The 25,996-nt window shown below is 69.0% G+C and carries 25 protein-coding genes; 6 read left to right on the top strand and 19 right to left on the bottom strand.

The window, feature by feature from the left end:
- Positions 1–114: 114 nt before the first annotated feature.
- Together E3U25_RS09950 and E3U25_RS09945 are read right to left on the bottom strand one after the other, a co-directional pair.
- On the bottom strand, positions 115–2,055 hold the full coding sequence (locus E3U25_RS09950; RefSeq protein WP_116220507.1) for a MacB family efflux pump subunit: 1,941 nt from the start codon (positions 2,053–2,055) through the stop codon (positions 115–117).
- A gap of 1 nt (position 2,056) precedes the next feature.
- Positions 2,057–3,262 (bottom strand): efflux RND transporter periplasmic adaptor subunit, encoded by a 1,206-nt coding sequence (locus tag E3U25_RS09945; RefSeq protein ID WP_116220508.1) that lies wholly within the window; start codon positions 3,260–3,262, stop codon positions 2,057–2,059.
- Between the two features lie 406 nt (positions 3,263–3,668).
- On the opposite strand from E3U25_RS09945, the gene E3U25_RS09940 reads away from it, so the two are divergent.
- Complete coding sequence (locus E3U25_RS09940) at positions 3,669–4,121, top strand: DUF1801 domain-containing protein (RefSeq protein ID WP_072462476.1); 453 nt, start codon at positions 3,669–3,671, stop codon at positions 4,119–4,121.
- Between the two features lie 182 nt (positions 4,122–4,303).
- On the opposite strand, the gene E3U25_RS09935 is transcribed toward E3U25_RS09940, so the two are convergent.
- The 5 genes from E3U25_RS09935 to E3U25_RS09915 form a co-directional block, all read right to left on the bottom strand.
- Complete coding sequence (locus tag E3U25_RS09935; RefSeq protein ID WP_036761050.1) at positions 4,304–4,621, bottom strand: hypothetical protein; 318 nt, start codon at positions 4,619–4,621, stop codon at positions 4,304–4,306.
- Positions 4,622–4,703: 82 nt separating this feature from the next.
- Positions 4,704–5,579, bottom strand: coding sequence for a 3-hydroxyisobutyrate dehydrogenase (gene mmsB, locus E3U25_RS09930; protein ID WP_116220509.1), 876 nt, complete (start codon positions 5,577–5,579; stop codon positions 4,704–4,706).
- Positions 5,576–6,634 carry an enoyl-CoA hydratase/isomerase family protein gene (locus tag E3U25_RS09925; protein WP_244295103.1) on the bottom strand — a complete coding sequence of 353 codons (1,059 nt, stop codon included), beginning with the start codon at positions 6,632–6,634 and terminating at the stop codon, positions 5,576–5,578. Before E3U25_RS09925 ends, mmsB begins: the two co-directional genes overlap by 4 nt.
- Before the next feature lie 8 nt (positions 6,635–6,642).
- Positions 6,643–7,788: an acyl-CoA dehydrogenase family protein gene (locus tag E3U25_RS09920; protein ID WP_036761056.1), complete on the bottom strand. Its 1,146-nt coding sequence runs from the start codon at positions 7,786–7,788 to the stop codon at positions 6,643–6,645.
- A gap of 203 nt (positions 7,789–7,991) precedes the next feature.
- Positions 7,992–9,491, bottom strand: coding sequence for a CoA-acylating methylmalonate-semialdehyde dehydrogenase (locus E3U25_RS09915; RefSeq protein WP_036761059.1), 1,500 nt, complete (start codon positions 9,489–9,491; stop codon positions 7,992–7,994).
- A 109-nt stretch (positions 9,492–9,600) separates the two neighbouring features.
- On the opposite strand from E3U25_RS09915, the gene E3U25_RS09910 reads away from it, so the two are divergent.
- The 4 genes from E3U25_RS09910 to E3U25_RS09895 all read left to right on the top strand — a co-directional run bounded on the left by E3U25_RS09910 (position 9,601) and on the right by E3U25_RS09895 (position 12,537).
- Positions 9,601–10,494: a LysR family transcriptional regulator gene (locus E3U25_RS09910; RefSeq protein WP_036761062.1), complete on the top strand. Its 894-nt coding sequence runs from the start codon at positions 9,601–9,603 to the stop codon at positions 10,492–10,494.
- 92 nt (positions 10,495–10,586) lie between these two features.
- A complete protein-coding gene (locus E3U25_RS09905) occupies positions 10,587–11,024 on the top strand; it encodes a CBS domain-containing protein (protein WP_036761065.1) in 438 nt (145 codons plus the stop codon).
- 106 nt (positions 11,025–11,130) lie between these two features.
- The gene (coaD, locus tag E3U25_RS09900; protein ID WP_036761068.1) at positions 11,131–11,625 is read left to right on the top strand and encodes a pantetheine-phosphate adenylyltransferase; all 495 of its coding nucleotides are present in this window, start codon (positions 11,131–11,133) and stop codon (positions 11,623–11,625) included.
- A gap of 54 nt (positions 11,626–11,679) precedes the next feature.
- On the top strand, positions 11,680–12,537 hold the full coding sequence (locus E3U25_RS09895; protein ID WP_116221644.1) for a DUF2189 domain-containing protein: 858 nt from the start codon (positions 11,680–11,682) through the stop codon (positions 12,535–12,537).
- Positions 12,538–12,600: 63 nt separating this feature from the next.
- On the opposite strand, the gene E3U25_RS09890 is transcribed toward E3U25_RS09895, so the two are convergent.
- From E3U25_RS09890 to pyrC, 8 genes are all read right to left on the bottom strand, one after another.
- Positions 12,601–13,101 (bottom strand): bactofilin family protein, encoded by a 501-nt coding sequence (locus tag E3U25_RS09890; protein ID WP_072462481.1) that lies wholly within the window; start codon positions 13,099–13,101, stop codon positions 12,601–12,603.
- Complete coding sequence (locus E3U25_RS09885) at positions 13,091–14,380, bottom strand: M23 family metallopeptidase (protein WP_072462482.1); 1,290 nt, start codon at positions 14,378–14,380, stop codon at positions 13,091–13,093. The genes E3U25_RS09890 and E3U25_RS09885 overlap by 11 nt, the downstream gene beginning before the upstream one ends.
- A gap of 431 nt (positions 14,381–14,811) precedes the next feature.
- Positions 14,812–16,206: a helix-turn-helix domain-containing protein gene (locus tag E3U25_RS09880; protein ID WP_036760093.1), complete on the bottom strand. Its 1,395-nt coding sequence runs from the start codon at positions 16,204–16,206 to the stop codon at positions 14,812–14,814.
- 57 nt (positions 16,207–16,263) lie between these two features.
- Entirely contained in the window at positions 16,264–17,472 is a 1,209-nt protein-coding gene (locus E3U25_RS09875) for a multidrug effflux MFS transporter (RefSeq protein WP_114537613.1), read from the bottom strand.
- A 63-nt stretch (positions 17,473–17,535) separates the two neighbouring features.
- Entirely contained in the window at positions 17,536–17,898 is a 363-nt protein-coding gene (locus E3U25_RS09870; protein WP_036760088.1) for a DMT family protein, read from the bottom strand.
- On the bottom strand, positions 17,895–19,394 hold the full coding sequence (locus tag E3U25_RS09865) for a replicative DNA helicase (protein WP_116220510.1): 1,500 nt from the start codon (positions 19,392–19,394) through the stop codon (positions 17,895–17,897). The genes E3U25_RS09870 and E3U25_RS09865 overlap by 4 nt, the downstream gene beginning before the upstream one ends.
- 222 nt (positions 19,395–19,616) lie before the next feature.
- Positions 19,617–20,288, bottom strand: coding sequence for an orotate phosphoribosyltransferase (locus E3U25_RS09860; RefSeq protein ID WP_036760086.1), 672 nt, complete (start codon positions 20,286–20,288; stop codon positions 19,617–19,619).
- A complete protein-coding gene (pyrC, locus tag E3U25_RS09855; protein WP_116220511.1) occupies positions 20,285–21,328 on the bottom strand; it encodes a dihydroorotase in 1,044 nt (347 codons plus the stop codon). Before pyrC ends, E3U25_RS09860 begins: the two co-directional genes overlap by 4 nt.
- A gap of 128 nt (positions 21,329–21,456) precedes the next feature.
- On the opposite strand from pyrC, the gene E3U25_RS09850 reads away from it, so the two are divergent.
- The gene (locus E3U25_RS09850; RefSeq protein WP_083539132.1) at positions 21,457–21,771 is read left to right on the top strand and encodes an antibiotic ABC transporter; all 315 of its coding nucleotides are present in this window, start codon (positions 21,457–21,459) and stop codon (positions 21,769–21,771) included.
- A 102-nt stretch (positions 21,772–21,873) separates the two neighbouring features.
- Here the strand turns inward: E3U25_RS09850 and gap are convergent, their stop codons facing one another.
- The 4 genes from gap to purB all read right to left on the bottom strand — a co-directional run bounded on the left by gap (position 21,874) and on the right by purB (position 25,906).
- A complete protein-coding gene (gene gap / locus E3U25_RS09845) occupies positions 21,874–22,875 on the bottom strand; it encodes a type I glyceraldehyde-3-phosphate dehydrogenase (RefSeq protein ID WP_036760081.1) in 1,002 nt (333 codons plus the stop codon).
- Positions 22,876–23,113: 238 nt separating this feature from the next.
- Positions 23,114–23,257 carry a hypothetical protein gene (locus tag E3U25_RS09840; RefSeq protein WP_036760079.1) on the bottom strand — a complete coding sequence of 48 codons (144 nt, stop codon included), beginning with the start codon at positions 23,255–23,257 and terminating at the stop codon, positions 23,114–23,116.
- Between the two features lie 213 nt (positions 23,258–23,470).
- Positions 23,471–24,529 carry a flagellar motor switch protein FliG gene (locus tag E3U25_RS09835; RefSeq protein WP_116220512.1) on the bottom strand — a complete coding sequence of 353 codons (1,059 nt, stop codon included), beginning with the start codon at positions 24,527–24,529 and terminating at the stop codon, positions 23,471–23,473.
- 60 nt (positions 24,530–24,589) lie between these two features.
- Complete coding sequence (purB, locus tag E3U25_RS09830; RefSeq protein ID WP_116220513.1) at positions 24,590–25,906, bottom strand: adenylosuccinate lyase; 1,317 nt, start codon at positions 25,904–25,906, stop codon at positions 24,590–24,592.
- Positions 25,907–25,996: the final 90 nt, after the last annotated feature.

Below are 25,996 nucleotides of genomic sequence, written 5' to 3'. Positions count from 1 at the left end.
CCATACCAGCAGTTTGGGCGCGGAAGCCGAGTCTGGGAAGTTCGCCTTTGGGACAGGTGCCGCGACTGTGTGCCTGCTGCAACAGTCGCGGCAAAGGCGCAAAACGGGGGAATCTCACCCTTTTTCGAGTGCTGTTACGGGTTCGAGCTTTGCGGCGTTGACGGCTGGGAGGTAGCCGAAGACCAGGCCGATGCCGCAGGCGCTGGCCAGGGCGGCGACCATGGAGAGGGGCGAATAGACCAGGGTGAAATTGCTGCTCAGCCGCTCGAAGGCCAGGCCGAAGCCAAGCGCCGCCAGGATGCCCGCCGCGCCGCCGATGACGCAGACCAGCACCGCCTCGATCAGGAATTGCGCGCGGATGTCGCCGCGCCGCGCACCCACCGCCATGCGCAGCCCGATCTCGCCGATGCGCTCGGTCACGGAAACCAGCATGATGTTCATCACCCCGATGCCGCCGACCAGCAGCGAGATCACCGCGATGGCCGCGACCAGCAGCGTCAGCGTCTGCGTGGTCGAGGTGATGGTCTGGCGGATCTGGTCGTTGTTGACGATGAAGAAATCCTTGCTGCCATGGCGCCGGACCAGCAGGTCCGAGACCATCTGCTCGGCCAGCGCCATGTCCACCTCGTCGGCGACGCGCAGCGTCAGCCCGCTGACGCTGGTCGAGCCCAGGTAGCGCGCCTGCACCGTGGTATAGGGCGCATAGACCGTCAGGCTGGTGGAGCCGCCGGGGCCGCGGTTCTGCGCCTCGGCCACGCCGATCACCCGCAAGGGCACCTTGCCGGCCATGAAGACCTGCCCCAGCGCCGCGCCCTCGCCGAACAGGCTCTGGCGGGTGCTCTCGTCGATGACGACGTTCTGGCCCATCTCCGCCACGTCGCTTGCGTCGAAGCCGCGGCCCTGGGTCAGCGCGACGCCGGCCACGTCGAAATACTGCTCGCCCACGCCGCTGATCTGGGCGCTGGCCTCGGTCGCGCCGTGGCGCAGGGTCTGCGCGCTGCTGACCGTCGGGCTGACCGAGGCGACATGGGGCTGGCGCGCCAGCGCCGCGCCGTCGGCCGTGACCAGCGTCGTCACCCGCCCCGAGCGCATGTCGCCGAAATCCCGGCCGGGATAGATCTGCAGCGTGTTCGTGCCCAGCCCGGCGATATTCTGCAGCACGCGCTGGCGCGAGCCCTCGCCAAGCGCCACCACCGAGACGACCGAGGCGATGCCGATGATGATGCCCAGCATGGTCAGGAAGCTGCGCAGCTTGTGGGCGCGCATGGCCAGCACCGCCATGCGCAGCGCCTCGGCCAGCCGGCCCAGCACCGGGGCGGCGGCGCGGGCGGGCGGCAAGGCGGCCAGCCGCGCGGGCTCGGCGGGCGCATCGCTGCGGCGGTCGGCGATGATGCGGCCGTCGGCGATCTCGACCACGCGGCGGGCGCGGGCGGCGACCTTGGGGTCGTGGGTGACGATGATGACGGTGCGGCCCTCGGCGTTCAGCCGTTCCAGGATGCCCAGCACCTCGTCGCCGCTGCGGCTGTCGAGCGCGCCCGTCGGCTCGTCCGCCAGGATCACGCGGGCGTCGTTGACCAGCGCGCGGGCGATCGAGACCCGCTGCTGCTGGCCGCCCGAAAGCTGGCCCGGCCGGTGGCCCAGCCGGTCGCCCAGGCCCAGCCGGTCCAGCAGGTCGCGGGCGCGGGCGCGGCGCGCCTCGCGCGGCAGGCCGCGATAGATCGCCGGCACCTCGACATTCCCCAGCGCCGTCATCTCGGAAAGCAGGTGGTAGCGCTGGAAGATGAAGCCGAAGGTTTCGCGGCGCAGCGCCGCCAGCTCGCCCGGATCGCGCTGCGCCACCTCGCGCCCGTCCAGGAGGTAGCTGCCCGAGCTGGGCCGGTCGAGGCAGCCCAGGATGTTCATCAGCGTCGACTTGCCCGAGCCCGAGGCGCCCATGACGGCGACGAATTCGCCCTGGGCGATGTCGAGGTCGATGTCCTTGAGCACGCGCAGCACCCCCTCGCCCGAGGGGTATTCGCGCGCGATGCCGCGCAGCCGGATCAGCGGGGATCCCATCTCAGCCACCCAGCGGGCCCATCATGCGCCGGCTGCTGCGGGGGGCCGCGCCGGCCGCCGGGGCGCCGCCCTGTTCGCCGGTCACCACCTGCTCGCCCTCGTCGAGGCCCGAGACCACCTCGGCCACCACCTTGTCGTTGAGCCCGATCACCACGTCGCGGGTCTGGATGCCGCCGCCCGCGGCCAGCACCCGGACCTGGTGGCTGCCGTCGGGGTTGCGCCGGCCAAGCGCGCTCGACGGGATGGTCAGCACGTCCTGCGCCGCGCCCAGGACGATGCTGACCTGCGCCGTCATGTAGCTGCGCAGGTGCCCGTCGGGGTTTTCGACCGGGACGATGCCGGTGTAATAGATGGCGCCGCTGCTGCTGTCGGTGCTGGCGCCGCCCTGGATGGCGCTGTCGTTGACGATGCTTTGCGGCGCCGGGGCGATGGAGGCCAGCACGCCGCGATAGCTGCGGCCGCTGTCGTCGAGCAGGGTGAAGCGCACCTGCTGGCCGGGCCGGACCTTGCCGATGTCGGCTTCCGAGATCTCGGCATGCACCTCCATGCGGTCCAGCTGCCCCAGCACGACGATGGTGGGCGAGGACTGCACCGCGTTCACCGTCTGCCCGGCCTGGCTGACGATGGCCAGCACCGTGCCGGCAGTGGGCGCGGTGATGCGGGTATAGTCGAGGTCGGTCCGGGCGATCTCGATCGCGACCTCGGCCTGGGCGATCTGCGCCTGGAGCGCGGTGATCTGGGCGCGGGCCACCGCGACGTCCTGCTGGGCGCTGTCGATGGTGCTGCGCGCGGCCGCGGCCGAGCGGATCAGGTTTTCCGACCGCTCCAGCGTCTTTTCCGCCAGCGCCAGCACCGCCTGCCGCTCGGCCATCTGCGCGCTGAGATTGGCCAGCGCCGCCTGGGCGGTGCGCAATTCGTTCGCCTGCTGGACCGAGTCGATCCGGGCGATCAGGTCGCCCTGTTCCACCCGCTGGCCCAGCCGGACCGCCAGTTCGGTGATCCGCCCCGAGACCTGCGCCCCCACCGCCACCAGGCTCGAGGGCTTCAGCCGCCCCTCCGCCAGAACCGCCATCTCGATGTCGCCGCGCGCGACCGGCGCGCTCATGTAGCCGGGGGTCGCGGACTTGCCCTCGGTAAGCCCGGCCACGCCGGCCAGAACGGCGACCAGCGCCACGGCGGTCAGGGCAAGGGCTAAGGGCTGGCGCATCGGGGCACTCCGTAACATTCGGCCGGACCCGGCCGGGCGACAAGGTATCACACGGGCGCGGCTTCGCCCCCGTTTCGCGACGCTTTTAGCGTGGTTCCCGCCGCGACGCGACCATGGTTTTGCCATCCGGGCCGGGTTGTAAATGCGGCCGATTGTACCCTGCCGCCGCGGAAATGACCTTGTATTTCAGTAAGGAAGCGGTCCGGCAGGCCGGGCCTGCATCGCGCCGGCGCCGGGCAGGGCGGGCAGGGGTTGCCGCTCTTGTGATCCCGGTCGCGGGGGGCTTTCCCTGCGGCCGGTTTGCTGCAACGCTGGACAGGCATCGGCCGGAGCGCGCCCGGCCCGCCGGCAAGGCGGCGGTCGCGACAGGGGGCGGCCCGGCCGGAACCCGAAAGCGGAGGCGAAGATGACCAGCAGAAAGACCCCGAGCGCCGAGGGAACGAAGGGGCAGGGCGCGGCGGGCCCGGTGCTGTTGTCGGGCGGCAATCCCCAGATCGCCAAGGGTTATGGCGACGGCCCGGTCCAGGCCTATATCGCCGCCATGCCGGAATGGAAAAGCGACCTCGGCCGGCGGATGGACGACATCATCACGCGCGTCGTCCCCGGCGTGCGCAAGGCGGTCAAATGGAACTCGCCCTTCTACGGGATGGAGGACGACCTCTGGTTCCTCAGCTTTCATTGCTTCACGAAATACGTGAAGGTCACGTTCTTTCGCGGCGCCGCGCTGGAGCCGCCGCCGCCGGGCAAGTCCAAATATCCCGAGGTGCGCTATCTCGACATCCGCGAGGGCGGGTTCGACGAGGCGCAGTTCGCCCGCTGGGTCAAGCAGGCCAGCCGGTTGCCGGGCGAGAAGCTGTGACGGGGCCGCATCGCCGCGCCGGACTTCGCCGCGCGGCGGGCTTTGCCTGGGGAAAGACGCCGGGAAAGACGCCGGGAAAGACGTGGGGGCGGGGGGCGAAAGCCCCCGCGGTCGCGGCGGCGGCCTCTGTGGTCATGGCGTGGCAGGCGGGGCGGCTGCCGCGACAACCCGCGGCTGCGGGCCTAGTCCACGATGCGGTCCACCTGGCGGATGATCGACAGCACCTGGGCGCTTTCCGGGTCGTAGCGGATCAGCTTGCCGTCCACGATGCCGTAGCGGCTGCCCGAGGGCGCCTCGCTCATCCCGTAAAGTCCGGGGCGCGTCACCTGGTGCAGGCGCGCGCTGTCCAGCCGGTCCCCGACCCGCAGCATGGCGGATTGGCCGAAGGTGGCCTGGGCGTTGGCCTTGGCCGCCTGGCCCACCCCTTGCGCAAGGGTGGCCGGCGCGAGGAGGCCAATCAGGGCCGCGGCGAGAATCAGGCTCTGGCGATTGCGTAACATGGCTTCCAGCCTGGCACGAAAATCCTTTATCAAAGGTTAAACGCCGCAAGCCCCCGATCGGCTCCCTCACGAATCCGAGAAATCAGCCTTCCCGGTGTCGTCCGACGAATCTCGGGAGCATTGCTGAGAAGTCCTGGCCCTTTCCGTCCTCGTCCTCGACGAAGCGGGCGTAGAGGGCTGCGGCGAGCTGGCCCATGGGGGTGTCGGCATCGGCGGCCTCGGCGGCCTGCTGGGACAGGCGCAGGTCCTTGAGCATCAGTTCCGCGGCGAAGCCCGGCTTGTAGCCGTTGTCGGCGGGCGATTGCGGGCCGACGCCGGGCGCCGGGCAATAGGCGTTCATCGACCAGCTGTAGCCCGAGGAGGTCGAGACCACGTCGAACATCTTTTGCCGGTCCAGCCCCAGCTTGTCGGCCAGGGCAAAGGCCTCGCAGGTGGCGATCATGGTCACGCCCAGGATCATGTTGTTGCAGATCTTGGCCGCCTGGCCGGCGCCCGCCTTGCCGCAATGCACGGCCTTCTGGCCCATGACGTCGAAAAGCGGCTTCACCTTGGCGAAGGCATCGGCCGAGCCGCCGACCATGAAGGTCAGCGTGCCGGCGGTGGCGCCGCCGACCCCGCCCGAGACCGGCGCGTCCAGCGCGCCCAGGCCCGCCGCCTGTGCCTGCGCCGCCGCCGCGCGGGCGCTGTCCACGTCCACCGTCGAGCAGTCGCAGAACACCGCGCCCGCGGCCATGGCCGGGATCACCTCTGCCGCGACCGCGCGCAGGATGGCGCCGTTCGGCAGCATGGTGATCACCACCTCGGCGCCCGCGGCCGCCTCGGCCGCCGTCGCCGCCTTGGCGACGCCCTCGGGCATCGGCGCGGCCAGGTCGAAGCCTGCGACCGCGTGCCCCGCCCTGGCCAGGTTGGCCGCCATCGGGCCGCCCATGTTGCCCAGGCCGATGAATCCGATCTTCATGTCCGGTCCTCCCATTCGATTTCGTCCTCGCCCAGCGGCGCCAGCATGGCCGCGACATGCGCGGGGCCGGCATCGGCCGACCATCGCGGGTTGCGGTCCTTGTCGATGATCTGCGCCCGCACGCCTTCCAGGAAGTCGCTTTCCGCCGTGGCGCGGGCGGTAAAGCGCAGCTCGCGCGCGAGGCTCTCGCGCAGGCTGGCGTCGCCGCGCGCCGCGCGCACCAGCGCCAGCGTCGCCGCCATCGACAGGGGCGAGTTGCGGCGCAGGGGCTTGAGCGCCGCCTCGTCGCCCGCCGCCTCCAGCGCGGCCACGATCTCGGCCACGCTCGGACCGCCGAAGGCCGAAAGGTCGCGGCCCTCCAGCGGCGCCGTGGGGCGGGGGTGGGGCGCGATCACCGTCGCGTCGCCGGTCTCGGCCAGCCGGTCGATCAGCGCCGGCCATTCCGCCTCGGGGATATAGGCGTCGGCGAAGCCGGTGAAGATCGCGTCGCCGGCACCGATGCGCGCCCCGGTCAAGCCCAGGTATTCGCCGCAGCGGCCGGGCGCATGGCCCAGAAGCCAGCTGCCGCCCACGTCCGGGATCAGGCCGATGCCGGTCTCGGGCATGGCGATCTGGGTGGTGTCGCCGACGATGCGGTGGCTGGCATGGCCGCCGACGCCGACGCCGCCGCCCATGACGAAACCCTGCATCAGCGCGACCACGGGCTTGGGATATTCGGCGATCCGGGCGTTCATGCGGTATTCGTCGCGAAAGAACGCGCGCCCGACCCGGTGGTCGCCCTCGAGCCCCGCGCGATAGACCGCGGCGATGTCGCCGCCCGAGCAGAAGGCGCGCTCGCCCGCGGCGTCGATGACGACCAGCGCCACCTCGGGGTCGTGCTGCCATTCGCGCAAGGCGGCGTCGATGGCCAGCGCCATCTCGTGGCTCAGCGCGTTCAGCGCCTGCGGGCGGTTGAAGGTCAGCCGGCCGGCGCGGCGGTCCTTGCGGGCGATCATGTCGGATTGGGGCATCTCGGATTGGGGCATCTCGGATTTGGGCATCTCGGATTTGGGCATCTCGGCCATCAGTCACGCTCCGCCAGCAGGGCGCGGCCGACGATCAGCCGCATGATCTCGTTGGTGCCTTCCAGGATCTGGTGCACGCGCAGGTCGCGCACGATCTTCTCGATGCCGTAATCGGCCAGGTAGCCATAGCCGCCATGCAGCTGCAGGCATTGGTTGGCGACCTCGAAGGCGCGGTCGGTGACATGCAGCTTGGCCATGGCGCAGAACTTGGTCGCGTCGGGCGCGCCGCGGTCCAGCTTCCAGGCGGCCTGGCGCAGGAAGATGCGCGCCGATTGCAGCGCCGTCTCCATCTCGGCCAGGCGGAACTGCAGCGCCTGGAACTGGTCCAGCGTCTGGCCGAAGGCGCGGCGCTCGCCCATGTAGCGCAGGGTCGCCTCCAGCGCCGCCTGCGCGCCCCCCAGCGCGCCGGCCGAGATGTTCAGCCGCCCGCCGTCCAGGCCGGCCATGGCATAGGCAAAGCCGCGGCCCTCCTCGCCGATCAGGTTCTCTTCGGGGATGACGCAATCGTCGAACTGCACCTGGGCGGTCGGCTGCGCCTTCCAGCCCATCTTGTGCTCGAGCGCGCCGAAGCTGAGGCCGGGCGTGCCGGCCTCGACCACCATGGTCGAGATGCCGCGCGGCCCGTCCTGGCCGGTGCGGGCCATGACCAGGTAGCAATCCGAATAGCTGCCGCCCGAGATGAAGGCCTTGGTGCCGTTCAGCTTCCAGCCGCCCTCGACCCGCTCGGCGCGCGTGCGCAGGGCGGCGGCGTCGGAACCGGCGCCGGGCTCGGTCAGGCAATAGGAGAACACCGTCTCCATGCTGCACAGGCCGGGCAGCCAGCGCGCCTTGTTCGCGGGGGTGCCGAACTTGTCGATCATGCCGCCGCACATGTTGTGGATCGACAGGAACGAGCCGACCGAGGGGCAGGCCATGGCCAGCGCCTCGAAGACCAGCGTGGCGTCCAGCCGCGAAAGCCCGGTGCCGCCATGCTCCTCGCCGACATAGACCCCGCCCAGGCCCAGTTCGGCCGCCTGCGCCCACAAGGCGCGCGGGATGGTCCCCGCCTCTTCCCAGGCGCGGGCCTGCGGCGCGATATGATCGGCCCCGAAATCCCGAGCCAGATCGAAGATCGCCGCCTGTTCCTCGCTCAGACCGAAATCCATGCTCTCCCCCTCATGTCTTTCGTGATGAATTGCCTTGCCCGGTCATGGCCGGGAAATGTTGCGCCAGTTTTGCAGCCTTGCGCGAAACTGCGGAGGTCGCCGTCCCGGCTTCTTTCGTGTCGAAATATCCCGGGGGAGCGTGCCCTGCACCCCGTCGAGGGGTGCAGGGCACGCGGGGGCAGAGCCCCCGCCCGCCCCTGCCGTCAGTCCATGGCCTTGAAGTTCAGCGCCACGCCGTCCTTGATGCCCGAGAACCAGCGGGCGGTCACGGTCTTGGTCTTGGTGTAGAAGCGGAAGGCGTCCGGGCCATACTGGTTCAGGTCGCCGAAGGCCGACTTCTTCCAGCCGCCGAAGGTGTAGTAGCTCAGCGGCACCGGGATCGGGAAGTTGATGCCGACCATGCCCACGTTCACCCGGCTGGCGAAGTCGCGCGCCGTGTCGCCGTCGGCGGTATAGATCGCCGTGCCGTTGCCGTAGTCGTTGTCCATGACCAGGTTCAGCGCGTCCTCGTAGCTTTGCGCGCGCACGGTGGACAGCACCGGGCCGAAGATCTCTTCCTTGTAGATGTCCATGTCGCGGGTCACGTTGTCGAAAAGCGACGGGCCGCAGAAGAAGCCGTTCTCATAGCCCTGGATCTTCAGCCCGCGGCCGTCCACCACCAGCTTGGCGCCCTGTTCCACGCCGGAATCGATCAGCCGGTTGATGCGTTCCTGCGCGGCCTTGGTGATGACCGGGCCGAAATCCACGTCCTCGCCGGCGGTATAGGGGGCGACCTTCAGCTTCTCGATCTTGGGGATCAGCCGCTCGATCAGCGCGTCGGCGGTCTTGTCGCCCACCGGCACCGCGACCGAGATCGCCATGCAGCGTTCGCCCGCCGCGCCGAAGCCGGCGCCGACCAGCGCGTCCGCCGCCTTGTCCAGGTCGGCATCGGGCATGATCAGCATGTGGTTCTTGGCGCCGCCGAAGCATTGCGCGCGCTTGCCGTTGGTCGCGGCGCGGCCATAGATGTATTGCGCGATCGGGGTCGAGCCGACGAAGCCCACCGCCTGCACGGTCGGATGGTCGAGGATCGCGTCCACGATCTCCTTGTCGCCGTTGACGACCTGCAGCACGCCGTCGGGCAGCCCGGCCTCTTGCGCGAGCTTGGCCAGCATGATCGAGGTCGAGGGCACGCGCTCGGACGGCTTCAGGATCATCGCGTTGCCGGCCGAAAGCGCCGGGCCCATCTTCCACAGCGGAATCATCGCCGGGAAGTTGAAGGGGGTGATGGCCGCGACCACGCCCAGCGGCTGGCGCATCGAGTAAAGGTCGATGCCGGGGCCGGCATTGTCGGTGAACTCGCCCTTGAGCATCGCGGGCACGCCCATGCAGACCTCGATCACCTCGAGCCCGCGCTGCACGTCGCCGCGCGCGTCGGGCAGGGTCTTGCCATGCTCGCGCGAGACCAGCTCGGCCAGGGCATCCATGTTGTCCTGGATCAGCTGGCCGAATTTCATCATCACCCGCGCGCGGCGCTGCGGGTTGGTGGCGGCCCAGGCGACCTGTGCCTTTTCGGCGCTCTTCACGGCGGCGTCCAGCTCGGCCGGGGTGGCCAGCGGCAGCCTGGCGATCACCTCGCCGGTCGCGGGGTTCATGACATCGCTGAAGCGGCCCGAGGTGCCCTTGACCTCTTTGCCGTCGATCCAGTGGCTCAGTTCTTCCATGGGTGCCTCCCGAGGGGTTCAGGTTTCGGGGGGATCATAGACTTGCAGCATTGCCGGAAAAAGAGGAAGTCTGGCAAAAGGGTTTTGCATTTCTGCAAAGGCGGCGGGCATGGACTGGGACGACCTGCGCATTTTCCTGGCCGTGGCGCGGGCCGACAGCCTGTCGGGGGCCGGGCGGCGGCTGGGCATCGACGCCTCGACCGTGGGCCGGCGGGTGGCGCGGCTGGAAGGCGCGCTGGGGGCCAAGCTTTTCATCAAGACGCCGCAGGGCTACGGCCTGGCGCCCGAGGGCGAGCGGCTGCTGCCCCATGCCGAGGCAGTCGAGGCGGCGCTGAGCGGCGCCGAGGAGGCGCTGACCGGCCCCGGCGACCTGGCCGGGCAATTGCGCATCGGCGCGCCGGACGGCTGTGCCAACTACCTGCTGCCGCAGGTCTGCGCGCGCCTGTCCGAGGCGCATCCGCGGCTGGAGATCCAGATCGTCGCCCTGCCGCGGGTCTTCAACCTGTCCAAGCGCGAGGCGGACATGGCCATCGCCGTCTCGCAGCCGCAGGCCGGGCGGCTGGTGGTGCAGCGGCTGACCGACTACCAGCTGCACCTGGCGGCGCATGAGGACTACCTGCGCGCCCATCCGCCGATCCGCTCGCGCGAGGATCTGCGCGGCCATCGCATGATCGGCTATATCGCCGACATGATCTTCGACCGCGAACTGGATTACCTGACCGAGACGGGGGCGGAATGGGCGGCGCTGACCTCGAACTCGGTCTCGGTGCAGATGCAGGCGATCCGGGTCGGCGCGGGCCTGGGCATCGTGCATGACTTCGCGATTCCCTTTTGTCCCGGCGTGCGGCGGGTGCTGACCGAGCAGGTTTCGCTGACGCGCAGCTTCTGGCTGATCCGGCATGCCGACGACCGCCGCTCGCAGCGGATGAACCGGCTGGCGGATGCGCTGGCGCAGGGCATCCGGGCCGAGGTGGCGCGGCTCCAGGCGCTTGTCATCCCTTGATCGCTGCACTGCAACATCGGGCTTGACGCAAGCCGGGGTTGAGGTGACGCTGGGCGTCAGGACGCTTGCGCCAACCCGGAGGAGGAACAGCAATGCTCGTCAACCAGATCCTGTCGATGAAGGCCAGCGGCGAGATTTTCACCGTCGGCCCGGAAACCAGCGTGGCCGAGGCCACGAAGCTGCTTTCGGAAAAGCGCATCGGTGCGATCGTGGTATCCGAGGACGGCAAGATCCCGCTGGGCATCCTGTCGGAACGCGACGTGGTGCGCGAACTGGGCAAGCGCGGCGCCGCCGTCCTGGAGCAGCCGATCACCGAGCTGATGACCCGCAAGCTGGCGACCTGCACCACGGGCGAGGATGCGCTGGTGATTCTGGACCGCATGACCCAGGGCCGCTTCCGCCACCTGCCGGTGGTGGACGAGCGGGGCGAGATGGTCGGCATCGTCTCGATCGGCGATGCGGTTTCGGCCCGGCTCAAGGAACTCGCGGCGGAAAAAGAGGCGCTGACCGGGATGATCATGGGCAACTGACCCGGCCCGCTGGCCCGCCCCGCGACATGCGGGACGGGCGCATGGTCTTGCATTCCTTGGCGAAACCCTGTTTGACTGCCGGCATTCGGCGAGGAGACGGCACCCCATGCGCATCGGGCTTTACCCAGGCACCTTCGATCCCATCACCCTGGGCCACCTGGACATCATCCAGCGCGCGCTGGAGCTGGTGGACCGGCTGGTGATCGGCGTCGCCATCAACCGCGACAAGAGCCCGCTGTTCGCGCTGGAGGACCGCGTCGCCATGGTGCGCGAGGAATGCGACCGCATCGTCGCCAAGCGCGGCGGCGAGATCGTGGTCCACCCGTTCGAGAACCTGCTGATCGACTGCGCCCGCGACGTCGGCGCCACGGTGATCGTGCGCGGCCTGCGGGCGGTGGCGGATTTCGAATACGAATTCCAGATGGTCGGCATGAACCGCGCCATGGACGACAGCATCGAGACGGTCTTCCTGATGGCCGACGCCCGCCGGCAGGCCATCGCCTCGAAACTGGTCAAGGAGATCGCGCGGCTGGGCGGGGACGTGTCGAAATTCGTTCCCCCCGCCGTCCGGGACGCGCTGGTCGAGCGCTTCGCGCGCTAAGGCTTTTTCTTTGCCGCGGGCCTGCTAACCTTCGTCGCATTGACGGAGGAGCAGATGGTATTTACCGATTCGGACCCCAAGCCCATTCCCACCCCCATCCCCGAGCCCGAGCGGCAGCCGCTGCCCGACCCCTTGCCCGATCCGGGCCCGGACGAGATCCCGCTGCCGGCGGTGATCGGGCTGGACGCCATCCCGGCGGTGCTGGCGGCGGGATGGCGGGATTTCCGCCGCGCCCCGGCCTTTGGCCTGCTGTTCGCGGCCTTCTATGTCGCGGGCGGGCTGGTGCTGACCGCGGTGGCCACGGCGGCGGGGCAGGAATGGTGGCTGATGCCCTTCATCGTCGGCTTTCCGCTGATCGCGCCCTTTGCCGCCGTCGGCCTCTACGAGGTCAGCCGGCGCATCGAATCGGACCGGCCGCTGATCTGGCGCGAGGTGCTGGCCGTGGTCATCGCGCAAAAGGACCGGCAGGTGCCGTCGATGGCCATGGTCATCCTGCTGATGTTCATGTTCTGGGTCTTTGTCGCCCATACCACCTTCGCGCTGTTCATGGGCGTTTCGGCGCTGACCAACATCACCTCCTCGCCCGAGGTGCTGCTGCAGGGCCGCGGGCTGGTGATGCTGGGGGCGGGCACGGCGATCGGGGCGGGCTTTGCCGCGGTGCTGTTCTCGATCACCGTGGTCGGGCTGCCGCTGATCCTGGACCGCGAGGTGGACCTGGTCTCGGCCATCATCGCCAGCTTCCAGGCGGTGGGGGCGAACCTGCCGGTGATGCTGTCCTGGGCCGTGGTCATCGCCACGCTGCTGTTCGCGGGCATCGCGCCGCTGTTCCTGGGGCTTTTCGTCGTGCTGCCGGTGCTGGGCCATGCCAGCTGGCACATGTACCGGCTGCTGATGCCGGACCCCGAGCCATGAAAAAGGGCGGCCCCGCGGCCGCCCGATCATCTATCTTGCACCGATCTTGCGCCGATGCCGGGATCACTCGGCTTCGGCATTGGCCGCGCGGGCGGGCGGTGCCAGCTTGGGGGTCACGCCATTGGCCAGCGGATCTTCCTGGCGCTGGACCGAGCCCTCGAAATGGGCGCCGGATTCGATGGCGATGGTCTTGTGGATGATGTCGCCCTCGACCCGCGCGGTGGCGGTCAGGCGGACCTTGAGGCCGCGGACGCGGCCAACGACACGGCCGTTCACCACGACCTCCTCGGCGACGATCTCGCCGCGGATGGTGGCGCTTTCGCCGACGATCAGCTGATGGGCGCGGATGTCGCCCTCGACGGTGCCTTCGACCTGGACGTCGCCCTGGGTCTGGATGTTGCCGGTGACGGTCAGGTCCGCGGACAGCACCGAAGGCGCGGTGCGCGCACGCGGGGCCGCGGCTGCCGGAATGTCGTAACTCGTGTCAAGGCCGCGCGCCGGTTCGGGCTCGGGGGTCGGCTGGGTACGGGGGCCGGGTTCGGTAACACGGGTCTTAGAAAACATTTTGGGCTGCCTTGATGAAGCTCATGGGATTCACGGCACGGCCGTTCACGCGGACTTCATAGTGAAGATGCGGCCCGGTCGATCTGCCGGTATTGCCCATATCACCGATCTGGCTGCCGCGCGACACCTTTTGACCGGCCTTCACGCGAATCTTGGACAGGTGGCCATAGCGGGTCTCGGTGCCCAGCTCGTGCCGGATCTTGATCAGGTTGCCGTAGCCGCGCTGCCAGCCGGCAAAGATCACCGTGCCCTCGCCCGTGGCATAGACCGGGGTGCCGACCGGGGCGGCCATGTCGATGCCCTCATGCGCGCGGCCCCAGCGGCGGCCGAAGGGCGAGGTATAGCGGAAGGCCGATTTCACCGGCATGGCCAGCGGCATCTTCTCGACCGCGATGCGGTAGCTGTTCATCTGGTCCAGGGTGATCAGGATCTCTTGCGCCTTGGCCTCGCCCTGGCTGATCTCGGCATTTCCGCTGGAGGAATAGCTGACCGGGTTCAGCGGGCCGCCCTGCCCGGCATAGCCGCGGCGCACGGTGCGCAGGATCTCGTCCGGGTTCATGCCGACGCTGCGGAACATGTCGTCCAGCGGCTTGACCGAGACGGACACGGCGTCTTCCAGCTGCGACAGGATCTCGTCGTTGCGGGCGACGATCTGGTCGCGCTCCAGCGTGACGGCCTCGGCCAGGCGGCGGGCGTCCTCGGCCTGCTGCACCGCCTCAATGCGCTGGCCGGCGGCCTGTTTCAGCTCGCCCGCCAGGATGTCCAGCGCGGCCTGCAGTTCGGCGGTGCGGACGGGGGCGGCCTCGCCCTCGGGGCCGGCCAGCGCCTCGGCCTGCTGGCGGGCCTTCACCGCGTCCTGCAGGTCGGCCTGCACCGCGCCCAGCCCGGTTTCCAGTTCGCGCCGCTGCGCCTCGGTCTCCAGCAGCAGCGATTGCATGTGCGAGACCTGGTCCAGCGCCACGGCAAAGCGGTTCTGCGCCGCCACCGCCTCGGCGGCGCGGCGGTCGCGTTCGGCGGAAAGGTCGGTCAGCCGCGCTTCCAGGGCGCTTTGCGCCAGCCGGGCCTGGTGGCGCGACGAGCCGGCGCTGATCGCGTCGATGACCAGGATCGAGCTGGCGATGATCGACCAGCCGAAGACCAGCGCGATGCCCCCCAGGGCAAGAAGCTGCGTGGCCGGACGCAGCCGCAGGAAGCGGGTGGTCTTGTCCGACTTCAGGAAAAGGCGCTGTTCTGGCAGCCAGCGCTCAAGCACCGAATTCAGGCTGTGGGTGATCCGCAATGTCCCAGGTCCATGTTGTTTCGGCCGACCTGCCGGGCAAAGGCGGTCATGGCTGCGCACGGATAAATCCGACCTGTGGTCAAAGCGCAACAGGGGCGGGGGGCCTGCCCGAAGCTTGGGCGGATTGACGCCGATCGGGGCTGGCGGCGCGGGTGGTTATCCGCCGGGCGCAAAGGGGCCAAAACTGCAACCATGGGTTGATGGGAACGGGCCTTTCCATGAATCTATGAAAGATTGAAGGCATTTTTCCCCGCGGAATCGGATGGCGCGTCTTGACCGTCCGGTTCGGTTCGGCGCAGCAGGCGGCCGGATGACGCTGCCCGCAAAATGGGCAAACGAACGGGTTCAGACTGGCCGGTTCAGTGATTCCCCGCGGCTGTTCCGCCTGCGCGCCGGGAACCGCGCCGCGGGTCGCGGCGTTTGCGGCGGTTTCAGGCGATCTCGTAGGGCAGCGGGCCGGGGCGATCCGCCGGGATGCGGATATGGCGGTCCACCGGCGGCACCGAGCGCTGGTGGCAGTTCGGCCGCGGGCAGATCCGGCAGGAGACGCCGATCGGCTCGAACAGCTGCGGATTGCCGATGTCCAGCCCGTCGGCATAGACCACGTCGCGGGCATGGCTGATCTCGCAGCCCAGGCCGATGGCGAAGCGGCGCACCGGCGCGCCAAAGGCGCCCGCGGGCTTGGACACGTCCCGCGCCAGCAGCAGGTAGCGCTTGCCGTCCGGCGTCTCGGCCAGCTGGCGCAGGAAGCGGCCGGGCGTCTCGAAGGCCTGATGCACGTTCCACAGCGGACAGGCGCCGCCGAAGCGGGCGAATTGCATCCGCGTGGCGGAATGGCGCTTGGTGATGGTGCCCGCCTGGTCGACGCGGACGAAAAAGAACGGCACCCCCCGGTCGCCGCCGCGTTGCAGGGTCGAGAGCCGATGCGCCACCTGTTCCAGCGAGGCGTGGAACAGATGCGCCAGCCGCTCGAGGTCGTGCCGCTCGGCCCGCGCGGTGGCCAGGAAGCGCGAATAGGGCATCATCGCCGCGCCGGCGAAATAGTTCGCCAGCCCCAGCCGGGCGATGTCGCGGGCCGAGCCGCTGCGAAAGCGCGCCAGTTCCAGCGTCGCCTCCAGCAGGTCGCCGCGCGATTCCAGCGCCAGCAGGTGCAGCAGCTGGAAGGCTTGCGTGGCGGGCTCGGCCGCCGCGTTCAGGGTGATGCGCTTGCCGTCGCGCAGATAGACCGGGCCGCTGCCCAGCTCGGCCGTTACCACCTCGATGCCGCGCTCGGCCAGGGCGGCGATGGCGCGGTCCAGCGGGCGCTGCTCGGGGCGGATGCGGGCGAAATGCTCGGCGGCGTGGTCCACCGCGTCGATATAGTTGTCGCAGTAGTGGAAGAAGTCGCGCACCTCTTCCCAGGGCGAGGGGGTGGCGTTCTGCGCCCCCGCCCCCAGCGCCTCGTCCAGCGCCGCCAGCCGCTCCTGCCCCTCGCGATGGGCGCGATAGAGGTCCAGGAAGGCGCGCGCCAGCGCCGGGGCGTTGGTCGCGGCCAGCCGCAGGTCGGCGCGGGGCGGCGTGGCGTCGAACAGCGGATCGGCCAGCGCCTCGGCCATGTCCATCACCATGCGCTCGGCATCGCCGACCGCCATGGCGCCCAGATCGACCGAAAACTCGGAGGCCAGCTTCAGCAGCACCCCGGCCGAGACCGGGCGGTGGTTGTTCTCCATCTGCGACAGATAGGGCAGCGACACGCCCAGCCGGTCGGCAAAGGCGCGCTGGGTCAGGCCGGCGCGGGCCCGCGTCTCGCGCAGGGCGACGCCGGCATAGATCTTTTGTGTGGCCATGCGAGTCCTCTTTGCAAAGCAGCCATACGCTTTGCAAAGGCGTTGCCGCAAGGGGGATCAGCGGCCGGCGATGACCTGCCTTTCGCGGATCATGACCCAGAGGATGAAGCCGATCGAGGCGATGGCCGACCCGGCCATGATGACCAGAAGCGGCGCCGCCCCCGATTCGTCGTGCAAGAGCGCGCCGGCCAGCGCCGCCAGCCCGGCGCCGCCCGCCACCGCCATGGCGCCGCCCAGCCCGCTGGCGGTGCCGGCCAGTTCGGGGCGCACGCTCATCATCCCGGCATTGGCATTGGGCAGCACCATGCCGTTGCCCAGCCCCATCAGCCCGACCGAGCCGAAGAAGACCAGCGGCGTCAGCCCGCCCATCAGGTCCACCGCCAGCGCCAGCACCAGGAAGACCGAGCAGATCAGCGCCCCCGACAGGATCATCCGGTTCATGCCGATGCGGGTCGAGAACCGCGCCGAAAGGTAGTTCCCCAGCGCATAGCCGATCGAGGGGCCGGCGAACCAATAGCCGACCTCGGCCGGCGACAGGTGCAGCACCACCTGGCCGACAAAGGGCGCGCCGCCCAGATAGGCATAGAACGACCCCGCGCTGAGCGTCGCCGCCAGCGCATAGCCCCAGAAGCGCTGCGAGCGGGCAAGCACCGGATAGGTGGCGACCTGCCGGCGCAGCGGCACGCCGCCGCCGCGCGCCGTCTCGGGCAGGTCGAAGGCGCAAAGCGCCATGACCGCCAGCCCGGTCAGCCCCATGGCGACGAAGCTGGCGCGCCAGCCCAGGGTCTCGTCCAGCACGCCCCCCAGCGTGGGCGCGACCATCGGCACCAGCGACATGCCCATGGTGACATAGCCGATCATGCTGGCCGCCTGCTCGGCCGGCACGATGTCGCGCACCACGGCGCGGCTGATGACGAAGCCGGTGGTGGCGACCGCCTGGATCAGGCGGAACAGCATGAACCAGGCCGCATCCCTGGCCAGCAGCGCCCCCACGGTCGCCAGCAGGAAGATCGCGAAGGAGCCCAGCACCACCGGCCGGCGGCCATAGCGGTCGCTGATCGGGCCGCAAAGCAGTTGCAGCACTGCGCTGACCCCCAGGAAGGCCGAGACGGACAGCTGCATGAAGCCGTATTCCACGCCGAAATCCCGCGCCATGGCCGGCAGCGAGGGCAGGAAGATGTTCATCGAAAGCGCCCCGGCGGCCGAGATGGAAACCAGGGTCAGGATGCTTGGCCGGCGGGGAAGGGAAGGGGTCGCGCTGCTCATGCCCGCACCTTTGCCCGGCCGGCGGGCAAAGGCAATCGCCTGTTTACAGGGCACAGTTTCGCGTCAATGCGCCGAGCCGCCGAAATCGTGGAAGATCAGGAAGGCGCCCAGGCAGATGCAGGCAAAGCCGGCCGCCACGTTCCAGGTCAGCTTCTCGCCCAGCCACGCCCAGGAGAACAGCACGAAGACCGACAGGCTGATGACCTCCTGGATGGTCTTGAGCTGCGCGGCGTTGAAATGGCCGTAGCCGCTGCGGTTCGCGGGCACCTGCAGCACATATTCGAAGAAGGCGATGCCCCAGCTGACCAGGATGACCAGCATGAGCGGCGCGGTCTTGAACTTCAGGTGCCCGTACCAGGCGACGGTCATGAACAGGTTCGACAGGATCAGCAGGCCGATGGTGACGAACGGCACCGGCAGGTTCATTCACCGCGATCCCAGCTGCGATGCTTTTCAAGATTGCCGAAGCGGGTGAAGCGGCCCTCGAAGGATAGCTCGACCGTGCCGATCGGGCCGTGGCGCTGCTTGCCGATGATGACCTCGGCCTTGCCGTGGCAGGATTCCATGACCTGCTGCCAGGTGGCCATCTTGTCGAGGTCGTGGTCGGCGGGCTTTTCGCGCTCGCGGTAATATTCCTCGCGGAAGACGAACATCACGATGTCGGCATCCTGCTCGATGCTGCCGGATTCGCGCAGGTCGGACAGCTGCGGGCGCTTGTCCTCGCGGCTCTCGACCTGGCGCGACAGCTGCGACAGCGCGACGACGGGGATGTCCAGTTCCTTGGCGACGGCCTTCAGCCCTTGGGTGATCTCGCTCACCTCGTTGACGCGGCTGTCCTTGGCCGAGGCGGCGCGCAAAAGCTGGAGATAGTCCACGATCAGCAGGTCCAGCCCCATGGTGCGCTTGAGCTTGCGGGCGCGGGCGGCCAACTGGTTGATCGGCAGGGCGGGGGTGTCGTCGATGTAAAGCGGGCAGTTCTGCAAGTCATGCGCGGCCTTGACGAAGCGGCGGAACTCGTCCTCGGTCATGTCGCCGCGGCGGATCGCCTCGCTGGGCACTTCGGCCGCCTCGGACAGGATGCGCGCGGCCAATTGCTCGGCCGACATCTCCAGGCTGAAAAAGCCCACGACGCCGCCCGCCACCGTGCCGTGGCTGCCGTCAGGCAATTCGCCCAGGCGATGCGCGCGGGCGACGTTGAAGGCGATGTTCGTGGCCAGCGAGGTCTTGCCCATCGACGGCCGCCCGGCCAGGATGACCAGGTCCGAACGGTTCAGCCCGCCCATCTTGCCGTCCAGGTCCACGAGCCCGGTCGAGATCCCCGACAGCCCGCCGCCGCGGCTGAAGGCGGCATTGGCGGCGTTCAGCGCCCCGGTGACGGCGGCCAGGAAGCTCTGGAAGCCGCGCTCGGCCACGCCCTGCTCGCCGAGCTTGTAGAGGATCTGCTCGGCCTCCTTGATCTGCTCCTCGGCGGAATCGCTGACCGTGACGGTGGCGGCGCGCGCGGCGATGTCCTGCCCCAGCCCGATCAACTCGCGGCGCAGGGCGAATTCGCGGATCATCTGCGCATAGTCGCGCGCGGCATGGGACGAGATCGCCGCCCCCGCCAGCCGCGCCAGATAGGCCGGGCCGCCCAGTTCCTTCAGGCCCGCGTCATGCTCCATGAAGGCCTTGATCGTGACCGGGCTCGCCAGGGCGTTCCTGGCGATGCGCTCGGCGCAGATCTCGTAGATGCGGCGATGGACCGGGTCGTAGAAATGCCCGGCCTGGATGATGCGCGAGACGTGGTCGTAGACCTCGTTATTGGTCAGGAGCGCGCCCAGCAATTGCTGCTCGGCCTCGATCGAGAAGGGCACCGCCTGCGCGGCGGCGGCCTCGGCGATCTCGCCGGGCTTCCTGATTTCGACGGCGCGCAACTCGCTCATCCCATGGTCTCCGACCTTCGACTCGGCTGGGGGCCGTTATCCACCTTATGCGCCCCGCGGTCCATCGGGATATGCTGTGGATAAGCTGTGGGCGGAATGCCGCGCCTGCACGGGTGGCAAGGGCGGCATGGGTATTTGGCCAACAGAGAAGGACAGGGCGGTGCCCCGGTCTTCTTCGTTGCTCAAATACCCCCTTGCCACCGTGCAGCCGGGCCGGCCGGATCAGGGATGCGCGGCCTGCCAGGCGCGGGGATCGGTCAGGAAGCTTTCGACCTCGGAGAGCGTCGCCTCGTCGTAGAAGCCCTGCGCCTTGGCCTCGGCCAGCACGTCCCACCAGGTGCAGAGATGGTGCAGCCTGACGCCGTGGTCCGCCAGGCGCTGCGTGGTTTCCGGGAAGATGCCGTAGTAGAAGATCACCGCCGTATGGCCGCAGGTCGCGCCGGTCTCGCGGATCGCGTCGACGAAGCTCAGCTTCGAGCCGCCGTCGGTGGTCAGGTCCTCGACCAGCAGCACGCGCTGGCCCTCGGTCATGGCGCCCTCGATGCGGGCGTTGCGGCCGTAGCCCTTGGGCTTCTTGCGCACATAGGTCATCGGCAGCTCCAGCCGCTCGGCTACCCAGGCGGCGAAGGGAATGCCCGCCGTCTCGCCGCCGGCCACGTTGTCGAAGGCGGCGAAGCCCGCCTCGCGCAGCACGGTCGCCGCCAGGAAGTCCATCAGCGTCGCGCGGATGCGCGGGAAGCTGATCAGCTTGCGGCAGTCGATATAGGTCGGCCCCTTCAGCCCCGAGGCATAGGTGAAGGGCTCGGCCGCATTGAAATGCACCGCCTTGATCTCCAGCAGCATGCGGGCGGTCAGCCGGGCGATTTCCTCATGCGGGGGGAAGGGCAGGGTCATGCGGGATCCTCGAGGTGCCAGTAGAGCGGGAAGCCGGGGTCGAAGACGGTGACGGTTTCGTCGCCGGCGGGGATATGGGTCGGATATGCGGCGGGCGTCTCGCGCCTGACCAGCCGGATGCGGTCCTCGTTGGGCTCCATGCGGTAGAAAGCGGCGCCGTGGAGCGAGGTGAAGCCTTCCAGCCGGTCGAGCGCCTCCTCCTCCTCGAAGACCTGGGCCAGGATCGACATGGTGTTGGGCGCGGTGAAGCAGCCGGCGCAGCCGCAGGCCGATTCCTTGGCGCGGTCCGGGTGCGGCGCCGAATCGGTGCCCAGGAAGAAGCGCGCGTCGCCCGAGGTCGCCGCGCGGCGCAGCGCCAGCCGGTGCGTCTCGCGCTTGGCGACCGGCAGGCAGTAGTAATGCGGCCGGATGCCGCCCGCCAGGATGTGGTTGCGGTTGATGACCAGGTGATGCGTGGTGATGGTGGCGCCGATGTCGTCGTTGCCCGCGACGTAATCCACCCCGTCCGAGGTGGTGATATGTTCCATCACCACCCGCAGGCCGGGCGTGGCGCGGCGGATCGGGTCCAGGACGCGGTCGATGAACGCCGCCTCGCGGTCGAAGATGTCCACCGCCGGGTCCGTGACCTCGCCGTGGAAGCAAAGCGGGATGCCGGCCTGGGCCATGGCCTCCAGCACGCCGCGCACCTTGTCGAAATCGCGCACGCCCGAGGCCGAATTGGTGGTCGCCCCGGCCGGGTAGAGCTTGACCGCCGAGATGATTCCCTGCGCATGGGCAGCCAGCACATCGGCCGGATCGGTGGTTTCGGTCAGGTAGAGCGTCATCAAGGGACGCAACGTCATTTCCGGGGCCAGGGCGGCGCGGATGCGGTCGCGATAGGCCGCGGCCTGCGCCCCTGTCACCACCGGCGGCACCAGGTTCGGCATGATGATCGCCCGGCCGAAATGGCCGGAAAATGAAGCCACTGCCTGCAACATGGCGCCGTCGCGCAGGTGCAGGTGCCAGTCGTCGGGGCGTCGGAGCGTCACGGATTTGGTCATGATTTTCCCTCTATACCGGGTGCGGCAGCAAGGCCATAGGGCAAAGATCCCGTCCACGGGGGCTCTTGGCATTTCCCCGCCATGGGCGCAGCCTTGCCCGCCTGTTGTTCGTTCATAGGGAATTCGTGATGGGTTTCGGGAAGATGAATTATGCGGCGATGCAGGCGCCGCTGCTGTTGTGGCAGCAGATGGCGCGCATGGCCTGGGAATCGCAGATGGTCATTGCCTTGCGGACGGCGGGGATGATGGGGCTTGTGCGCCAGGACGCGGCCGAGCCGCAGCGCATGGTGGTGGAAAAGGCCGATGCCGCCTCCGAGGCGCTGCAGGCCGCGCTGCGTGCCGCCGGGCGGGGCGAGCGGGCCGACCGGGTGATGGCGGCGGCGCTGCGGCCCTATCGCAAGCGCACCCGCGCCAATGTGCGGCGCCTTTCGGGCAAGAACTGACGGGCGACCGGCGGCGCCGGTCCGCCGGAAATGAAAACGCGCCCGGCGAGGGCGCGTTTCTTTCGGTTTTCGGATCGAGCCCTTGCGGGTTCAGATGTGGGCTCAGATCAGCTTGCCCATGGCGACCGCGGTGTCGGACATGCGGTTCGAGAAGCCCCATTCGTTGTCATACCAGGTCAGGATGCGGCAAAGCTTGCCCTCCATCACCTTGGTCTGGTCCATGTGGAAGACCGAGCTGTGGCTGTCGTGGTTGAAGTCCGAGGAAACCAGCGGCTCGTCGGTATAGCCCAGGATGCCCTTCAGCGGGCCGTCGGCGGCGGCGCGGATGGCCTGGTTGATTTCCTCGACCGAGGTGTCGCGGGCGGCTTCGAAGACCAGGTCCACGACCGAGACGTTGGGCGTCGGCACGCGGATCGCCACGCCGTCCAGGCGGCCCTTGAGTTCGGGCAGCACCAGGCCCACGGCCTTGGCCGCGCCGGTCGAGGTCGGGATCATCGACAGCGCCGCGGCGCGGGCGCGATACAGATCCTTGTGCATGGTGTCGAGCGTCGGCTGGTCGCCGGTATAGCTGTGGATCGTGGTCATGAAGCCGCGGGCGATGCCGATCGAATCGTTCAGCACCTTGGCCACCGGCGACAGGCAGTTCGTCGTGCAGCTGGCGTTCGAGACGACGATGTCGTCCTTTGTCAGCGTGTCGTGGTTCACGCCGAAGACGATGGTCTTGTCGGCATTGTCGCCGGGGGCCGAGATCAGCACCCGCTTGGCGCCGGTCGACAGGTGCGGCTGCACCTTTTCCTTGGAGGCGAAGATGCCGGTGCATTCCATGATGACGTCGATGTCGCCCCAGGGCAGGTCGGCCGGGTTGCGGATCGCCGTGACCTTGATCGGACCGCGGCCGACGTCGATCGAATCGCCCGAAACCGTGACCTGGGCGGGGAAGCGGCCGTGGACCGAGTCGTAGCGCAGCAGATGCGCATTGGTTTCGACCGGGCCCAGGTCGTTGATCGCCACGACCTCGATATCATTGCGCCCCGATTCGATGATCGCGCGCAGCACGTTCCGACCGATCCGGCCAAAGCCGTTGATCGCTACCTTGACAGCCATAGGTTTCCTCCGCCGCTGATGATGTTCGCGCTGCAAATAGCCCGCATCGCCGGGGGAATGCAAATGCCTGCAAGCGGAAGGGGCGGAAACTCGGCGGAAAGGGGGGTGCCGGGGGCATGGTTGCGACGTATGGTCGCTGCCGCTGCGCCCGGCCGGCGGCGGGGATGGCCGGCGCGGGCGGCGCAAGCCGCTTGCCGCGGTGCCGAATGCTGCAGGGCGGCGAATCGCGGCGCCGAGGTCAGCGCCAGAAGCTGAGATATTCGATGAGGCTGGCGAACGCCTTGCCCAGGAACAGCGGCAGGTTCCAATGCAGCACCAGCGCATCCGCCGCGAAGAGGCCCAGGACCAGGAGCCCCAGCACGAGCGCGATCTGATTTGTCATGCCATCCGTCCCGTCCATGCCGTCCCCCGGCGCGATGCGCCGTCCCGCCCCCTGCTAGGGCAGAGGCCGGGGCCGGGCAAGCCTTTGCGGCCTGCCGCCGCACCGCGCCTTGCGCCATGCGGCCTGCCGTCTGTCCGTGCCGTCATTGCGGCGGGCCTTGGGGGGCCTTGGGCAGCCTGCGACGGGTTTTCGGATTGCGGCGGGCGGGATCCGTCAGCCGGGCGGGGCTTGCGGTTCCTCATCCGCCTCCTCCTCGGCTTCCTGGGCGATCAGGAACAGGTCGCCCGCCGCCTCCATGCGGCGGATCGTGACCACGACCTGGTCCATCGCCTCCTCGGCGTCGCGGGCCGAGACCTTGCCGAGCGCCTCGATCTCTTCGCGCATCGACTCGGCCAGGCGCGAGGAAATGCCGCCCAGCAGGAAATCCACGGTTTCGCGCGCCGGACCGCGGGCGCCGGCCAGCGCCTTGAGCAGCACGGGATTGTCCACCTCGCGCAGGATGCGGGCGATGTCGCGCCGGTCGATGCGGCGCGGGATATGCGCCCAGGTGAAGATGGTCTTGCGCACCTCGCCGGCAAAGGCGGCATCGTCGTCCTCGAGCCCGGCCAGGACGCCGTCGCGCATGCTGGAGGGCGAGAAGTTCAGGATCGCGCCGACCTTTTCGCCCGCCTTGCCCTCCAGTGCCGGCTGCGGCACGGCGTCGGCGGCATGGAGCAGCGCCCGGCCGATGCGTTGCAGCGCCTCGGGAGTGATGCCGCCGGTCAGCGACATGGCATAGGCGATCTGGCGCGCGCGTTCCTGTTCGAGCAGGCCGAACACCTCGGCCGCGCGCGGCACCGGCAGTTTCGAAAACATCACCGCCCCGATCTCGACCGCTTCGGTGCGGGCCAGTTCGACCAAGAGCGCGGGGGGCAGGGCGGCGATGCTGTCCCAGGGGTTGCCGGCGCCGTTGAGCGCCGCCATGCGCCGCAGCTGGTCGGTCGTGTCGGGCGAAAGATGCCCGTCGAGCAGGTCCAGCGTGCCGTCGATGTCGCCCGGAAAGGACAGGCCGACCGCTTCCAGCCTGTCGCAGAACTCGGCCACGATGGCATTGCGCGTCTCGCGGTCGATCATCCCCATCAGCGCCATTTCCTGCGCCAGGTCGGTCTGCAGTTCCGGCGGCAGCCGGGCGAGGTCGATGTCCCCGCCCTCGGCCAGCACCAGCCGCACGATCACCGCAGCCTTTTGCCGCGGACTGAGCCCCGCCGTCGCCCCGAGCGCCGGAACACCCATGGATTGCCCCCGATTCCAAACCTGTCGGGGGCAATCTGGCAGGAAAAAGCGAACGCCGGGTTAATGCGCGCCGTTTTCGCCGAACACGCGGGCGAAAATCGTGTCCACGTGCTTGGTGTGATAGCCCAGGTCGAACTTTTCCTCGATCTCGGCGGGGGACAGCGCGGCCGTCACCTCGGCGTCGGCCAGCAGCTCGGTCTTGAAATCGGCGCCCTGTTCCCAGACCTTCATGGCGTTGCGCTGGACCAGGCGATAGGCGTCCTCGCGGCTGACGCCGGCCTGGGTCAGGGCCAGCAGCACGCGCTGCGACATGACCAGCCCCTTGAACTTGTTCATGTTCCTGAGCATGTTCTCGGGGTAGACCACCAGCTTTTCGATCACGCCGGCCAGGCGGTTCAGGGCGAAGTCCAGGGTGATGGTCGCATCCGGAGCGATGCCGCGCTCGACCGAGGAATGGCTGATGTCGCGTTCGTGCCACAGCGCCACATTCTCCATCGCCGGCACCACGGCCATGCGCACAAGGCGGGCAAGGCCGGTCAGGTTCTCGGTCAGCACCGGGTTCCGCTTATGCGGCATGGCCGAGCTGCCCTTCTGGCCGGGGCTGAAATATTCCTCGGCCTCCAGCACCTCGGTGCGCTGCATGTGGCGGATCTCGATGGCGATGTTCTCGATCGAGCTGGCGATGACGCCCAGCGTGGCGAAGAACATCGCGTGGCGGTCGCGCGGGATGACCTGGGTGCTGATCGGTTCGGGCGAGAGGCCCATCTTGGCGCAGACATGCTCTTCGACCGCGGGGTCGATGTTGGCGAAGGTGCCGACCGCGCCGGAAATGGCGCCGGTCGCCACTTCCTCGCGGGCGCGCAGCAGGCGTTCGCGGCCCCGCGCCATCTCGGCGTAGAAGCGGGCGAAGGTCAGGCCCATGGTCGTCGGCTCGGCATGGATGCCGTGGCTGCGGCCGATGCGGACGGTGTCCTTGTGCTCGTAGGCGCGTTTCTTCAGCGCGGCCAGCACCTTGTCCATGTCGGCCAGCAGGATGTCGGCGGCGCGCACCAGCTGCACGTTCAGCGTGGTGTCCAGCACGTCCGAGCTGGTCATGCCCTGGTGGACGAAGCGCGCCTCCTCGGCGCCGATATGCTCGGCCAGGTGGGTCAGGAAGGCGATGACGTCATGCTTGGTCACGGCCTCGATCTCGTCGATGCGGGCGACGTCGAACTCCACGTTCCTGGCCTTCCAGACGGCCTCGGCATTCTCGCGCGGGATCACGCCAAGGTCGGCCTGGGCGTCGCAGGCATGCGCCTCGATCTCGTACCAGATGCGGAACTTGGTCTCGGGCGACCAGATGGCGACCATTTCGGGACGGGCATAGCGCGGGATCATGCAGGGCTCCTTGGGTTTGCCGGGGTTTTAGCGGCAAGGCCCCGGACCCGCAACCGCGGCGGCAGGGGCCGCGGCGGCCCCTGCGCGGCT

The sequence above is a fragment of the Paracoccus versutus genome, from assembly GCF_029909795.1.
Classification (GTDB): Bacteria; Pseudomonadota; Alphaproteobacteria; order Rhodobacterales; family Rhodobacteraceae; genus Paracoccus; species Paracoccus versutus.
Note: the sequence above shows the minus strand (reverse complement) of the source record. Positions and strands in the feature narration are given on the sequence as shown.

Coding starts and splice junctions, on each gene's coding strand:
- E3U25_RS09950 (WP_116220507.1), bottom strand. CDS start 2,055: ATGGGATCCCCGCTGATCCGGCTGCGCGGCATCGCGCGCGAATACCCC.
- E3U25_RS09945 (WP_116220508.1), bottom strand. CDS start 3,262: ATGCGCCAGCCCTTAGCCCTTGCCCTGACCGCCGTGGCGCTGGTCGCC.
- E3U25_RS09940 (WP_072462476.1), top strand. CDS start 3,669: ATGACCAGCAGAAAGACCCCGAGCGCCGAGGGAACGAAGGGGCAGGGC.
- E3U25_RS09935 (WP_036761050.1), bottom strand. CDS start 4,621: ATGTTACGCAATCGCCAGAGCCTGATTCTCGCCGCGGCCCTGATTGGC.
- mmsB (WP_116220509.1), bottom strand. CDS start 5,579: ATGAAGATCGGATTCATCGGCCTGGGCAACATGGGCGGCCCGATGGCG.
- E3U25_RS09925 (WP_244295103.1), bottom strand. CDS start 6,634: ATGCCCAAATCCGAGATGCCCAAATCCGAGATGCCCCAATCCGAGATG.
- E3U25_RS09920 (WP_036761056.1), bottom strand. CDS start 7,788: ATGGATTTCGGTCTGAGCGAGGAACAGGCGGCGATCTTCGATCTGGCT.
- E3U25_RS09915 (WP_036761059.1), bottom strand. CDS start 9,491: ATGGAAGAACTGAGCCACTGGATCGACGGCAAAGAGGTCAAGGGCACC.
- E3U25_RS09910 (WP_036761062.1), top strand. CDS start 9,601: ATGGACTGGGACGACCTGCGCATTTTCCTGGCCGTGGCGCGGGCCGAC.
- E3U25_RS09905 (WP_036761065.1), top strand. CDS start 10,587: ATGCTCGTCAACCAGATCCTGTCGATGAAGGCCAGCGGCGAGATTTTC.
- coaD (WP_036761068.1), top strand. CDS start 11,131: ATGCGCATCGGGCTTTACCCAGGCACCTTCGATCCCATCACCCTGGGC.
- E3U25_RS09895 (WP_116221644.1), top strand. CDS start 11,680: ATGGTATTTACCGATTCGGACCCCAAGCCCATTCCCACCCCCATCCCC.
- E3U25_RS09890 (WP_072462481.1), bottom strand. CDS start 13,101: ATGTTTTCTAAGACCCGTGTTACCGAACCCGGCCCCCGTACCCAGCCG.
- E3U25_RS09880 (WP_036760093.1), bottom strand. CDS start 16,206: ATGGCCACACAAAAGATCTATGCCGGCGTCGCCCTGCGCGAGACGCGG.
- E3U25_RS09875 (WP_114537613.1), bottom strand. CDS start 17,472: ATGAGCAGCGCGACCCCTTCCCTTCCCCGCCGGCCAAGCATCCTGACC.
- E3U25_RS09870 (WP_036760088.1), bottom strand. CDS start 17,898: ATGAACCTGCCGGTGCCGTTCGTCACCATCGGCCTGCTGATCCTGTCG.
- E3U25_RS09865 (WP_116220510.1), bottom strand. CDS start 19,394: ATGAGCGAGTTGCGCGCCGTCGAAATCAGGAAGCCCGGCGAGATCGCC.
- E3U25_RS09860 (WP_036760086.1), bottom strand. CDS start 20,288: ATGACCCTGCCCTTCCCCCCGCATGAGGAAATCGCCCGGCTGACCGCC.
- pyrC (WP_116220511.1), bottom strand. CDS start 21,328: ATGACCAAATCCGTGACGCTCCGACGCCCCGACGACTGGCACCTGCAC.
- E3U25_RS09850 (WP_083539132.1), top strand. CDS start 21,457: ATGGGTTTCGGGAAGATGAATTATGCGGCGATGCAGGCGCCGCTGCTG.
- gap (WP_036760081.1), bottom strand. CDS start 22,875: ATGGCTGTCAAGGTAGCGATCAACGGCTTTGGCCGGATCGGTCGGAAC.
- E3U25_RS09840 (WP_036760079.1), bottom strand. CDS start 23,257: ATGACAAATCAGATCGCGCTCGTGCTGGGGCTCCTGGTCCTGGGCCTC.
- E3U25_RS09835 (WP_116220512.1), bottom strand. CDS start 24,529: ATGGGTGTTCCGGCGCTCGGGGCGACGGCGGGGCTCAGTCCGCGGCAA.
- purB (WP_116220513.1), bottom strand. CDS start 25,906: ATGATCCCGCGCTATGCCCGTCCCGAAATGGTCGCCATCTGGTCGCCC.